7 protein-coding genes are annotated in these 13800 nt (G+C 46.7%); 6 read left to right on the forward strand and 1 reads right to left on the reverse strand.

From position 1 onward, the window contains the following. Positions 1-77: 77 nt before the first annotated feature. The 4 genes from RJD38_RS12295 to RJD38_RS12310 are packed head-to-tail and all read left to right on the forward strand — an operon-like array spanning position 78 to position 8644. Positions 78-536 carry a pili assembly chaperone gene (locus tag RJD38_RS12295; RefSeq protein ID WP_231893127.1) on the forward strand — a complete coding sequence of 153 codons (459 nt, stop codon included), beginning with the start codon at positions 78-80 and terminating at the stop codon, positions 534-536. Next, the gene (locus tag RJD38_RS12300; protein WP_065545452.1) at positions 536-1384 is read left to right on the forward strand and encodes a prepilin-type N-terminal cleavage/methylation domain-containing protein; all 849 of its coding nucleotides are present in this window, start codon (positions 536-538) and stop codon (positions 1382-1384) included. Before RJD38_RS12295 ends, RJD38_RS12300 begins: the two co-directional genes overlap by 1 nt. Next, positions 1374-1748: an MSHA biogenesis protein MshP gene (locus RJD38_RS12305; RefSeq protein WP_367971336.1), complete on the forward strand. Its 375-nt coding sequence runs from the start codon at positions 1374-1376 to the stop codon at positions 1746-1748. The genes RJD38_RS12300 and RJD38_RS12305 overlap by 11 nt, the downstream gene beginning before the upstream one ends. Further along, a complete protein-coding gene (locus RJD38_RS12310; protein ID WP_065545451.1) occupies positions 1745-8644 on the forward strand; it encodes a DUF6701 domain-containing protein in 6900 nt (2299 codons plus the stop codon). Before RJD38_RS12305 ends, RJD38_RS12310 begins: the two co-directional genes overlap by 4 nt. A gap of 141 nt (positions 8645-8785) precedes the next feature. Here the strand turns inward: RJD38_RS12310 and RJD38_RS12315 are convergent, their stop codons facing one another. Further along, positions 8786-9379, reverse strand: a complete 594-nt coding sequence (locus RJD38_RS12315) for a TetR/AcrR family transcriptional regulator (protein ID WP_005594683.1) — start codon at positions 9377-9379, stop codon at positions 8786-8788. A gap of 188 nt (positions 9380-9567) precedes the next feature. Here RJD38_RS12315 and RJD38_RS12320 point away from each other — a divergent pair, with 188 nt between their 5' ends. Continuing rightward, complete coding sequence (locus RJD38_RS12320) at positions 9568-10683, forward strand: efflux RND transporter periplasmic adaptor subunit (RefSeq protein WP_009387039.1); 1116 nt, start codon at positions 9568-9570, stop codon at positions 10681-10683. After that, positions 10683-13733 (forward strand): efflux RND transporter permease subunit, encoded by a 3051-nt coding sequence (locus RJD38_RS12325; RefSeq protein WP_005594686.1) that lies wholly within the window; start codon positions 10683-10685, stop codon positions 13731-13733. The genes RJD38_RS12320 and RJD38_RS12325 overlap by 1 nt, the downstream gene beginning before the upstream one ends. Positions 13734-13800 lie beyond the last annotated feature (67 nt).

The following is a 13800-nucleotide window of genomic DNA, read 5'->3' on the forward strand; positions in this document are numbered from 1 at the left end:
AGAGTCATCACCGTTCCCATCAGCACGGGTTTAGTCTAATTGAGAATGTCATCGCGATTTGCTTGGCAGGATTTTTGATGATTGCCTTTTCCTCGTTGCTGGCCCCTGCGGCGGTGCAAAGTGCCGATGCTTTAACTCAACAACGAGCATCACAACTTGCTACTTGGCTGCTACAAGAGATGTATTCGCGTGAATTTGACGAGGTCAATATTCAGCATATTGAGCGATGTGGTAGTGATTCTCTTGCCTGCTCTAGTGAGGTAGGAATAGACAGCAATGATATGAATAACCTTCGTGATGATTTTGATGATTACGATACCCATGGTGTCGCTATGCCCATTAGCGAGTTTGGGTTAAACATTGATGGTGCGTATCAAGGCTTTTTGGTCACAATAGCGGTTCGTTATGCAAATGACCAATTTCAAGCTCTACCGCTTGGAAGTGCTCCCACGCCGACCAAAATAGTTACTTTGACGATTCAACGCGGTCAAGATGGACAAGCGCTGACGTTTAATGCGTTTCGGAGTAATTATTAATGCTGAAACAGACGATTGCCCCGATGTTAACGACGAAACAAACACGCCCAAGCTTCGGCTTTACGCTGATTGAGATGGTGGTGAGCATGGTCATTATTGGCATCATTAGTATTGGACTGATCAATTATGGCGTTATTAGTTCCACCTTGTATATGGACTCAAAATACCGCTTATCAGCATTAGAAGAGGCGCGTTTTCTTCTTGCCCGTTTTGGTCGTGAATTGCCCAATTCGGTGCCGATGAGTCCAAGAATACTCGGTGAAGGTGAGTGCATTGAATATATCCCCATGCTTTATGTGGGTGAGTTTTTGCCTGACCAGTTAGATCTTAGTGTTCAGCACACTGAAACGGTCATTCCTCTCACTCATCCTATTCGAGCGTCGTTGCTCGCGAAGTGTTTTATTGATGCTAAGCAGCCCTGTTTAGTCAGTATCTATCCGAGAAAATCACAAGAACTATATCTTGGAGCGAACGTAGATAACCAAATTTACACTTTAAAGTCGGTAGGGAATCAGTCTTTAACCGTTGATGAAAGTATGTTGAGAAGGCCGTTAACCCCTTCAAATCGACTATTTGTCTATCAGCCCTTTGCACGACAAATGTGCGCAACAGCGCAGCAAATGCGTTATTACCCCAACTATCCCTTGAAAGAGGCAGGACAAGGTGTGGTCAACACAGAAGAGTGGACGCCCTTTGCCAAGCAGTTGAGTGGGAGCCAACCTGTTTTTTCTCTCGGCTTTAATGGTACCTATTCGAGCACCGCGAGTATGAAGTTTTCGTTGAAGGTTAATCAAGGCACAGAAACAGTGGAGTTTATGCAAAATGCACAAATCCTCAATGGTCAATAAACGACAGCAAGGCAGTGCGCTTTTGGTGATTTTGTTTGTGATAGTGATCGCCACCTTCTTTGCCGCGCAGTTGTTTCAGTTAACCAAACAATCTAACCAAGCCAACACTTATGAAGTGCTTAGTACCCGTGCTTACTGGGGCGCTCGCTCATTGGTAGAAAGGTTGGTGTATGAAATTACCCCCGTCGCGGGAACGAAAAAAGCATCATGTTTGCCTTCATACCAGATAGAAGCATTTCCAAGTTGCCGTTTTGAGGCGAGTTGTACCCCTAATGGTGAGGCGACGATAGTTACCTCTACCGCCATATGTTCTGAGCAGGCGTATCGAGTGAGCCGTAAGTTTGAAGTAGAGGTTAGACCGTGAGTAAAAAGCTATTTTTATTGATGTTGACGCTGTTTTTCTCCGCATTCGCATCTGCCCAAAATGGTCATAATCAAGGTAATGGTAATCGTCATCCTCATGGTTATTCAGTTTCTGGCTTTGTCTTCGAACACTACAATTTTGGTGGTTACTCACGTGACTTTTTCCCCGGAGCTAGTGGCATGGTGGCGATGGATAGAACGCCAATCGATGTCAGGTTGAGCAGCAACAATAATCAGAATCGAGTCTACACCGCTCGCACGGACTGGCGAGGCCAATTTTGGTTTAATCGGATTCCCAATGGAACGTACATATTAACGTTGCCCTATGTTCGCCCGATGGGCGCGGATAAAGATGGTCAAATTTATTCTGAGCGTGGCGACTGTAATGAGTGTCTACCTGTTCAGGTATGGCCATATGTAAGCGATCACTATCAGCGAACAGTGGTCGTTAATGGTGGTAATGTTTACGATGCCAACATCGGTTTTAGCTATAGTGTGGTGAACAATAATAACGACTCCGGCGTAGGCTCATTGCGTCAGTTTTTGCTCAATACGCGTTACTTAACCACTGGGCGTCATCCTACCCGCTTAGAGAAAGAAAATCTGCGTCAAGAGTGGCACCCAAGTGGGGTCGACAATGCGATTTTTACTCGTCAACTGGCTGACATCGTTCTGCAATCACCACTGGAAATTTACGATACCGAAGACACTTATGTTGATGCTCGTGTTCGTTTAGGAAGTGGGCGACCACTTACACTCAATAACCGTCGAAACAAACCTCAACAAGGTGATTACGGGATAAAAATCACCAACAGTGAAGAGCTTCGGATTGCAGGAATGAACTGGAATTATTTTGATGATGCGGTTTATCTTGATCATAGTGAAGAGGTCGAAGTTACCGATAACAGTTTCAATCATACCCGCGATTCCGGTGTTAAGTTGGTACGCAGTGATGAGAACATCATTTCACGCAATATGTTTAACGACACGGTAAACAAAGAGGCCAATCAGGAAGAGGCGGCCGCCGTTTTCTTAGAGTATTCCTCAGAAAATCAAGTAACTGGAAATGCGTTTTATGACACCGGTGATGATCACCAATCGGACAGCCTATTTCGTTGGCACGTTTCAGCGGTACGTGTTTACTACGGCAATAAGAACCTCATAAGCCAGAACACTTTTTCTAATACCCGCGGGTTAGCGATTGACTTACGCTCGGTCGAGCATGCTGGGCAAATTACACGCAATAATGGGCTTTATGACTGGTCTGCAGGTGCCAGTAATAACGGGATTGATTACCCAATGTTGCAAGCCGTAAACCTTGATGGCACCGCATCTGGCACGGTGACACTTAGAAACATTGGTGACGGGAGTGCGGTGTGTCGCCAAACCATCAGTGATGTTTCGGTAGAACTGTATAAAGCTGATGGTCAAGTAAGTGATTCGACCATTGAAGGTACTGCGTTTATAGGCTCTTGTCGGTTAAATTCCCAAGGCGCTATCGCGGGTTGTAATTTAGACCATTCTCGCTTTGCTGCCGGTGATCCAATTACCTCAATCGCGATTGATAAGTGCGGTAATACCTCTGAAATGGGTCAAGTGATCACCAGTGAAGACGATGGTCGTTATGATTACGGTGATGCGCCGAACCAAGATTTGCATACCGGTTGGGGCAAGGCTCGTTTTCCAGTACTTAAAGCCGATAATGGCGCCAGACATCGCGTGAAAGCCAATACGTGTTTGTTACCCGTTGGGGCTAGTGAGTGCGCATTTCATGTGGATGAAGAGAAAGAGGGCCAGCCGTCACGTTATGCGAGTGCAGATCAAGAAGATGATGGCGTAAAAATCAATCCAAATAACAGCGAATTAAGCAACGCAGCGATGCCGGTTCTTATGACGGGCTATCTGGATCGTGATGGACGTGAGCAACGTGTCGACAACCAAATTTCGGTTAATGCATCGAAGGCTGGTTATATCTCGGTGTGGTTAGATAAAAACCAAGATGGCAGTTGGCAAGGATTTGAGCGCAATACTCGTCCAGTGTCAGAAATGCTACTTGACCGTTATCCAGTTAACGCCGGTGAAAACGTGATTAATGGGCTTTATCTTTCGCCTTACGACGTACATGGTGAGAGTTGGCTGCGTATTCGTTACTCGACCGATCAAAACGCTGTGGCACAACCAACGGGTGTCGCCCTTGATGGTGAGGTAGAAGATTACCGTGTTTGGATTGCAGCGCCTTCACTCGAAGTTGCAGGCTGTGAAGCCGGGCTGCAAAACGGCTCATTTGAACACTTCTTCATTGAGAAAGAACATAATGGCTGGGATACACCAGAAAGTTCGGTTGCCGGTTGGTCGATTGAGCAACTTGATCCGACACTCAATCCACAAGACTATTTTCCAGTCGAACCGCGCCGGAGCAATATTGAGTTTAATCGTTATGACTATTATGTGAAGCAACCTTCGTCTGATGGCAGTCTTAATGTGGCGGAAATGAACGTTTATAACCCAACCATGATGTACCAAGATATTGTGACGAAACCGGGTGATAAAATTCGTTGGTCATTTGATTACTCTAACCGCACAGTGCCTAACGATGGCAAAAATGACCAGATTTCGCTGTTGTTTGGTAGCCCAAATAGCCAGTTGGTTGAAGACCGTGTGATTGATGGTCAAGATCGTTGGGTTAAATATACCGGCGTTTATACAGTACCTGCTGGTCAGTACGTTACACGTATTGCGTTTCGATCTAATTATCCTACGGTGGCATCGTCGGGGAATATCTTAGATAACGCTAAATTTGGTTGTGAAATTGGCTATGACTATGGTGATTTACCCGGTCGTTATGGTCAATTAAATCAAACTCGTTATGAAGTCGTGCCGAACCTTTATATCGGTGAAGAAGCGCCTGATACCGAATTAGCGGCTCAGATCTCTGAGTCTGCTAGTGGCGATGATCAAACGGGCTTTAACGATGAACGTACCTTTGCTAGCCCTGTAATACTTAAAAAGCAACATCAGGTAGAAATAGCAGACTTGAAAGTGATCAACAGCACTGGGAAAGCCGCCAAACTTGATGCATGGATTGATTTCAATCGCGATGGGGTGATGGAAGACAAAGAGCGCGCCACGCCGCATACGATTCAATCAAAACATGGCGCGCAAAACGTGACTTTGACTTGGAACGGTATCAACCCAAATAAATGGACCACGCAAGACTCTTCATTCTTACGCTTAGTGTTGTCACAAGATTCCTCTTCTCGCCGTCGAAATGGTGAGGTAGAAGATCACCTGGTCTATTTCATAAATGATGATCTCTTGCCACAACCGGGTCGCTGCGATGGATTTATTCAGGTTAAAGATCCACAAGGTCGTGGCCGTTATCAATACGCAAAATGGGTCGCTAGTGGCGGGCAATTAGCGATTGAAAGCATTAACCCCGCACTTGCGACTGATGAAATTAAGGTGGTAGGGCAAAATCCCATTGATGGTTTAACCTACGGAGTGGGCTCTGATCGCCGTTATGGTTGTACATCTGGTAGTCGATCTGGCTGTGAAGTGCACTTATTTGTTGCAGACCAAAGTCGTAATCCGGCTGCTGAGTTTCATCATTTAGTGCCGTTGCGTGCGGCACATGATGGTGTGACTATCCTTGATAAAGAGGGGCATCGCTATACATTCCGTGCTGATGAAATCTTTAATACGCAAAAGAGTGCTAACAATGGCACGAAAAAACTATCTCGTGCCAATTCCGGTGATGTCAGTCTGGATGGGCGCTACTTAGTGATTGGCCGCGGAGTATGGCGTAGCTTAGTTCGTATCGATTTGAAGACGGGTGTGTTTGATACCATTCAACTTGATATTCCACAGGGAGAAGGTACGCCATGGAGCGCCGATTTTGCGTTTAATCCGCAGTTCGGCGACAGCCGTTACGTGTATGGGTTATCGGGGGACCTCAAGTCACTGTATCGAATCGCTATTGTCGATATCTCTGCGCGTGAAAAAGCGGGCAGCTATTCTCGCTTACCGTTGACGTTAGTGCTCAATTCCAGTTTATCGGTAAACAATCCGCAATGGCCAATAAAAGATCGTAGCGGTAAGTTAGCTTCTGGTGGTGTTGGTATCAACAAAGGCGGCATTGTCTTTGCGATGACGAATGGCGGTTTGCATGATCTTAACCAAAATGGCCGACTCGATTCAGCAGAGCGAGAGACGCCAACGACGGCACTGTATTCGATTGATATTGCAAAACAAGAAATTCGTTTTGAGCTACAAGGTGTGGAAGAGTCGACGACCAGTAACGATGCGGGTGGTTGTGCGATTCATGCCGATTACGGTGATGTGCCTGAAGTGCTTGAAGGCGGTAACCCTGCGCGCCACTTAGGTTCAAGTGAATTACTTAAGCTGGGTCATCACTGGTCGGCGGATATAGGCCCGGGTCATGATGGCTATGCTGATTCCGATTTTTCCGATGATGGTGTGATCATTCGTGACAAAACCAGCGGCAGCGAAATAAGTTTGCCGAACGGAGCACTGCTGCCACTGCGAAGTTATGCGATTTCGCTTGATAAGCGCGGTGGCGGACAAGCGACGGCATGGGTTAACTGGGGTAATGATACCCAATGGCACAGCGTCAATTTGAATAAGGGCATAGATGTGCCCCTTAATGCTGGAGCTCGAGGTTATTTACGTGTTCGCTACGCCGATCGTGCTGTCTCCAGCCCTTATGGGGAAGCGCCTTCGGGTGAAGTTGAAGACATCAGTTTTGCGATTGGTAACCCAATTAAAGGTATCAAGGTGACCGCGCCCGGTTCACCACTGACCTGTGAAGTGGCGGAATATCGTATTCTTCTCGACGTGGAAGGCGGCGTGTTATCACAAGATCTCAATGTTGATGTCAGCTTTGAAAATCCACCGAGTGGCTGCTGGTTTGACGCATCGCCATTTGGCCGTGCAGATGCCGCTTCGCATCCTCGATGTTCAGGTAACAGCAAAACAATATTGTTCAACAAGAATGGCAGTTTGAATCGTTCAATTTGGGTCGCGACCGATTCTGAATTAGGTCCGGTCACATTAAAAGCTAGCGCTAAAGATGTTGGTTTTGATAAAGATTCGGCGCAATTTAGTAAAACGGGCTTTAAGATCGTGCCATATCAAGCGCCTCAATATTATAAAGCCGGACAAGAATTTTCTCTGCAACTGGCTCGTAAAGTCGCTCTAGAAGATCAAACCAGTTGCGCGATTGATACCGACTACCAAGGGGATAAAACATTTACATGGCGCTATAACCAAGGCCTTGAGCCTGTTCTGGGTGAAATGTCTATGCAAGGTAAAACGCTCAATGCCAAAGGTGAAAAGCGCACGGTTTCGTTCTCCAATGGCGTGAGTGAAGTGTTGCCAGCAAGCTACACAGAATCAGGTAGCTTGAATATTGAAGCGGATTACCAGTTAGCAGAAGGGTTGCCAAAATCGGCGGATATAAGCTTGAGCGTTAATCCTTATGCGCTGGTGGTAAAACGTAATTACAGTGCTAACGAGAGCAAACTGGAAAATAGGGGTATTCAGCAGCCTTTTGTCTCGGCTGGCACTCCTTTTATGGTTGAGGTTGCGGCGGTAGCAAAAGATGGCACGATTACCCGTAATTTCAATGCTTCGCTAGCCAGTGGTAAAACAGGGTTTGATAGCGGTGTTGTGGTGCCCTTGAGCCAAACGAGCAACGCACCACTATTAAGTGCACCGAATGGATTGAATCGCGTTTTTACCAACGGGCTATTAACCAACCGTTTTGAATATGACAACGTTGGGTCGATAAGTACTCATTGGGCGGTAGACCGCTATGCAGGGCAAACAGGATTAACCAGTTTCCTCGATACGCAGCAAACCAGTGACGCGTTGGATAATTACGACCAAGTCGGATATTTTTATCCTGACTATATGTTGCTATCGAGTCAATTCTCAGTGCCCATGACGCACGATGGTGAACCGTGGACATATTTCGGTAAGCCGGATGTGGCTCTCGCATTTTCGCTTAGTGCAAAAAGTGCCAATCATCGTGATTTGAGTTTTTATGACGCGAGTGTACTAAGTGCTGCTGAGAAGCCACTGCTTGCGAGTATGAAATTTGATTACGGTAACTTAGCAATGCCAAGCTGCAATCAACAACTGTTGGTTGATGAGGATAATCAGCCACTTGATTTCGCTCAGTCATGGAGTCAGGGCCAGTGGCAGCTAAAAGATTACACCGCGATGTTTTATCGAGATGTGGGATGTAAGCAGCCGTTGAGTGATGTGGCATTGCAGGCGTCAGTGTCTAGCAATGTGGCGGGACGTACGATTCCCATTTACCAAAATAGCGATATGGACACCGATCTCAGTGGTGAAACTATTCCGCTTGGTGAATCTGTCGATGTTCGATTTGGTCGCCTAGTGGTTAATAACGCGTCAGGCCCGATTGATCAGTTATTACCGATGGCGATACGTGCAGAATATTGGCAAGGTAGCCGATTTATCAATAATGAGTGGGATCAATGGTCTCAGATTGGCCAAAGCGGTATTGCCAACTTACCGACGATGGAGCACATAAAAACCTCTCCAGCCAAAGATGGACAAGCGGCCCCAGTCATCATGGCGGGATCAATGGAGACAAATAGCATCAGTAATGGCCAAGTGACCACGCATATCGGCGGCAATGCGCCGGGGTACGCTCGCGTGCCATTAACCTTTAGTGGCGGCGCTGAAAAATGGCTCGGTTATTGTTGGTTAATTGATGATGCATCGACATCTGCGTCAAGCGAGTGTCGTCGCCAAGTGGATTACTGGCAAGCCCCTGAGGCTCTCGCAACATTTGGGGTATCGGCTGGCTCGAATAACGTGATCTATTTTATGGAAAAATATCAGTAGTGAAGCGCTATCTAGCGGTGAAAAAGTAGCGATTAAAAACGAGATTTAATCTATAAGTAAAAGCCCCAAAATTTGGGGCTTTTTTAGTTGTGCAGCATGGCTAGTTTCGAGTGTTAGATAAGCGACAAATAAGCCATTTGATTAAGGGGCAAAGGCTCGCACAATGGTGGTCACGATGGTTGATACCTTATGTTCCAGTTCCTCGGCTTCAGGGCGAGGAAGAATATCGAGAACTTGAGGCCAAAAAAGCAGTCCTTGGAACACGCTAACATAAACACTGGTAATGGTTTGTTCATCGTCGGCGACCAGCTTGCCGCTTGCGAGTGCTTTGCTAAACCAGGCGCTGACTGCGCGAGTACGATAGAGGCGCTGGGTAATGCTTTTGGCTAGATCAGGCTGGCGGAAAAATTCCATCACAATGGTACGTGATAGAGCGATACCATAAGTGTTATACATCACATCAATTTCACGTAATGTCACAAGCCTTAACTGCTCTTCGAGTGGTGCGTTTTCATCAAATGGATAATCGACATTGCGCACGATATTTTCTTGAATATCAACCAGAACTTCTTCAAATAACAGTTCTTTGCTTTCGAAGTGGCGATATAAAGTCCGTTTAGAAACTTCTGCTGCAGCGGAGACATTGTTCATGTTCGCGGCTGAAAACCCATTTTGAATGAACTCTTCTTTTGCGGCTTCAATGATAGCAAGCCGTTTTTGTTCTGAACGGGTCATCTAGCTTCTCCTTAAGTGCGATGTGACGCGGGCAATATCACTAGTCTAGCAATATGCGCCGCGAAGGTAAACTTTTGAGTTTACTTTGCTTGAAAGCTCCAATAAAATCCCAAAAAATAAACTCATGAGTTTACATTTATTCGCTCTAATTTAGGGCAGATGCAATCTTTGCCTCTTAGGAGAACAACGTGAAAAAAGCGCACAATACCGCCACTTCTGCGAAGTTAAAATCACTCGCATTGGCGATAGGTATCTCTTTATCTGGTGTAATGTTGACTGGCTGCGGTGCTGAAGCCGAAACGCCAGTGGTTAAAAAATCGGTTAAGCCGGCATTAACGGAAACCGTAACGGCAAGTCGTGGCGACAATTTGAGCTTTAATGGTGTGGTCCGTGCTGCAGAGCGTGCAGACCTATCGTTTCGTATTGGTGGCCGTTTAACTGACATCATGGTGAAAGAGGGTGATCGTGTCATTCAAGGTCAGCTATTAGCCCGTTTGGATTCTCGAGATGCGGAGATTGCATTAGCGTCAGCTCGTTTAGAGTTAAATAACGTTGAAGCCGAATACCAACGCGCAAAGGCGATATACGAAAAGAGCAAGGCGATTTCAAAAAGCAGTCTCGATGAGCTAACTACCCGTTATAACTTGGCGAAAAACCGTCGTGATGAAGCGCAACGTCAGCTTGATTACACTCGTATTGAAGCGCCATTTGCCGGCATTATCGGCCGCAAGCTGGTGGATAATCACATGCAAATCCAAGCAAATGCGCCAGTGTTCACTTTGCATGATTTGAGCGATATGGAAGTGGTCATCCACATTCCTGATAGCGTGATGCTTTCGGGCTTGCGTAGTACAGAAGCGAAAGCGGAAATCAGTGCGATTCCAAGTCAGTTATTTGATTTGAGTTTACGTTCTTACGCGACTCAAGCCGATCCAATCTCGCAAACTTACGCCGTGGTATTAGGGTTTAAAAATCTTAATGGTTATCGCGTATTGCCGGGTATGACGGTGAAAGTATTACCTGCCGAGCAAGATAATGATCTTGAGAATCCTTTGATTACACTGCCAATTACCGCGGTTGTGCCGGATAACCAAGGCAAGCAGTTTGTTTGGCTAGTTGGAGCCGATAACACCGTAGAGAAACGCTTTGTTGAGGTTGGGGCATTAAGCCGTGATCGCGTCGTGATCAACGACCACCTTGAGTTAGGCGATAAAGTGGTGATCGCTGGCGTATCAAGCTTATTAGAGGGAATGGAAATCCGCCCAATGAGTAATGATGCCCAAGGCAATAACGAGGCGCACTGATGAATATTGCTCGCTATACCATCGCAAAACGCACCAGTGTGTGGGTGATGATTGCCCTGATTTTGCTGGGTGGTTACATCAGCTACTTAAAACTGGGCCGGTTTGAAGACCCTGAATTTGTCATTCGCCAAGCCGTGATCAATACCGCTTACTCAGGCGCGACAGCGCAAGAAGTTTCGGATGAAGTGACCGATTTAATCGAAGGGGCGGTGCAATCGCTGCAAGAGCTCAAAGAGGTTAAATCAGTCTCCAAACAAGGCATGTCGGAAGTCACGGTTGAGATCAAATTGGAATTTGCCAAGAGCTCAGCAGAACTGCAACAAGTGTGGGATAAGTTAAGACGTAAAATTGCCGATGTGCAGCGTCAATTACCTCCAGGAGCAGGGCCGTCGATTGTTAATGATGACTTCTCCGATGTTTATGCTTTGTTCTTTGCGGTAACCGGTGACGGTTACAGTGACAAGCAGTTACAAGATTATGTTGATGGCCTACGTCGTCAGTTGGTGCTTGTACCGGGCGTCGCAAAAACGGCGACGCTAGCTGAGCGTCAAGAGACCATTTTTGTTGAGATCTCGAGTGAGCGCTTAGCGAAGTTTGGCGTTTCGGCACAGCAAGTGTTCCAAGTATTGCAAAAGCAAAACGTGGTGACGGTGGCGGGTGCGATCGAAACCACCGATATGCGTATCCCGGTGATCCCAGATTCCAATATTCGCTCGTTTGATGATCTGCGTAATCTGCAAGTGGGTGTCGGCCAAGGCAATACAGTGATGCGCTTAGGCGACATTGCCACGGTGACTCGTGGCTATCAAGAGCCTGCAAGCATGTTGATGCGTTATAACGGTCAACGCGCGGTTGGATTTGGTATCTCGAATGTCACTGGCGGTAACGTGGTGGATATGGGCGACGCGGTAAAAGTACGCCTTGCTGAACTTGAAGACCAACGTCCTTTGGGAATGGAATTACACGTTATTTCGATGCAGTCAGATTCGGTTCGTGCTTCAGTGGCGAACTTTATCGATAACCTGATTGCGGCGGTAGCGATTGTATTTATCGTATTGCTGCTGTTTATGGGCGTACGCTCGGGCATCATCATCGGCTTTGTATTATTGCTGACGGTTGCCGCCACGTTATGCATCATGTTCATCGAAGATATCGCCATGCAGCGTATTTCGCTGGGCGCATTGATTATTGCTCTGGGTATGTTGGTAGATAACGCTATCGTGGTAACTGATGGCATTTTAGTCCGTTTGCAACAAAACCCAGAGGAAGACAAAGAGACCATCGTTTCAGAAGTGGTGGATGCGACGAAATGGCCGCTGCTTGGTGGTACCGTTGTGGGTATCTGTGCGTTCAGTGCGATTGGTTTGTCACCGTCGGATATGGGTGAATACGCAGGTTCATTGTTTTGGGTAATTCTTTACTCAATGTTCTTGAGCTGGGTGTTTGCGGTGACGATTACGCCAATGCTCTGCTTTGATTTCTTAAAAGTAAAAGCGAGCAAAGGGGAAATCAAAGTTGGCCGTATGATGTCGATGTACAAAGCGCTATTGGCTTGGGTACTAAGACACCGTTTGGCCAGCATGATGATGTTGCTGGGTTTGATGACTGTGGCGATCTACAGTTTGAAATATGTGCCTCCGGGCTTTATGCCTGATTCACAGCGCCCGCAGTTCGTGGTGGATGTTTACTTGCCGCAAGGTTCGGATATCAGCCGTGTTGAGCGCATGATTGCGAATATTGAACAAGACGTTAAAGCCAAAGAAGGCGTGACCAATATTGCGAGTTTCATTGGTGGCGGCGGTTTACGCTTTATGCTGACCTATTCACCAGAAGCACGTAATACCAGCTATGGTCAGTTATTGATTGATATCGATGACTATAAAAAGATCGCGCCGTTATTAGTAGAACTGCAAGATGAACTCGCGGTGAAATACCCAGATGCGTCGATCAAAGTATGGAAATTCATGCTAGGTCGTGGCGGCGGTAAGAAGATTGAAGCGGGCTTTAAAGGGCCAGACAGTACCGTGTTACGTCAACTTGCGGAACAAGCAAAGGCAATCATGCAAGCTGACAGCAATCTAATTGCTGTGCAAGATGATTGGCGCCAACAAGTACCTGTGCTTCGTCCAGTTTATTCAGCCGAGAAAGCGCAGCGCTTTGGTCTGACAACGCAAGAGATCAACCTAGCGATTGCCCAGACGTTATCTGGCCGTAATGTGGGTGTTTACCGTGAAGGGGATGATTTGATCCCAATCGTCGTGCGTTCACCACAGAATGAGCGTAACCACCAACGTGCGGTAGAAAATACTGAAGTGTATAGTGCAACAGCGGGTGGTTACATTCCGGTGAGCCAATTAGTCGATTCGGTTGATGTGGCTTGGCAAGATGCCATTTTGCGTCGTGTTAACCGCATGCCAACGATTATGGTGCAAGCTGACCCCGCGCCGGGCGTACTCACGTCGGATGCCTTTAATAACGTACGCGATAAGATTGAAGCGATTGAACTGCCTGCAGGTTATGAGCTGATTTGGTACGGTGAATATAAAGCGTCAAAAGATGCCAATGAAGGTCTTGCGATTTCAGCGCCATACGGTTTTGCGGCGATGATTTTATCGGTGATCTTTATGTTTAACGCGGTGCGTCAACCTTTGGTTATCTGGTTAACTGCGCCGCTTGCCGTCATTGGTGTGACGGTCGGCTTGATCGTATTCCAAACCCCATTTGAGTTCATGGCGATTCTCGGCTTCTTGAGCCTTATCGGTATGATGGTGAAGAACGCCATTGTTTTGGTGGATCAAGCGGATGTGGAAATCGCCCAAGGCAAAGCAGCCTATTTTGCGATTATTGATGCTGCAACTAGCCGTGCGCGTCCTGTATTGCTGGGGGCGCTAACCACGATTCTCGGTGTCGCACCACTGCTGATTGACCCGTTCTTTAAGAGTATGGCGGTGACTATCATGTTTGGTTTGTTGTTCGCAACCATCCTGACTTTGATTGTTATCCCTCTGTTCTACGCCCTGTTTTTCAGAGTGAAAGTCGTACAAGAGTAACCATACGGTATCTTTCTATAAAAAGATTCGATAAAAAAGCCTCCAAATTTGGAGGCTTTTCTTTGGC

Origin of the sequence: Vibrio scophthalmi (assembly GCF_040869025.1) — a bacterium.
Taxonomy (GTDB): domain Bacteria; phylum Pseudomonadota; class Gammaproteobacteria; order Enterobacterales; family Vibrionaceae; genus Vibrio; species Vibrio scophthalmi.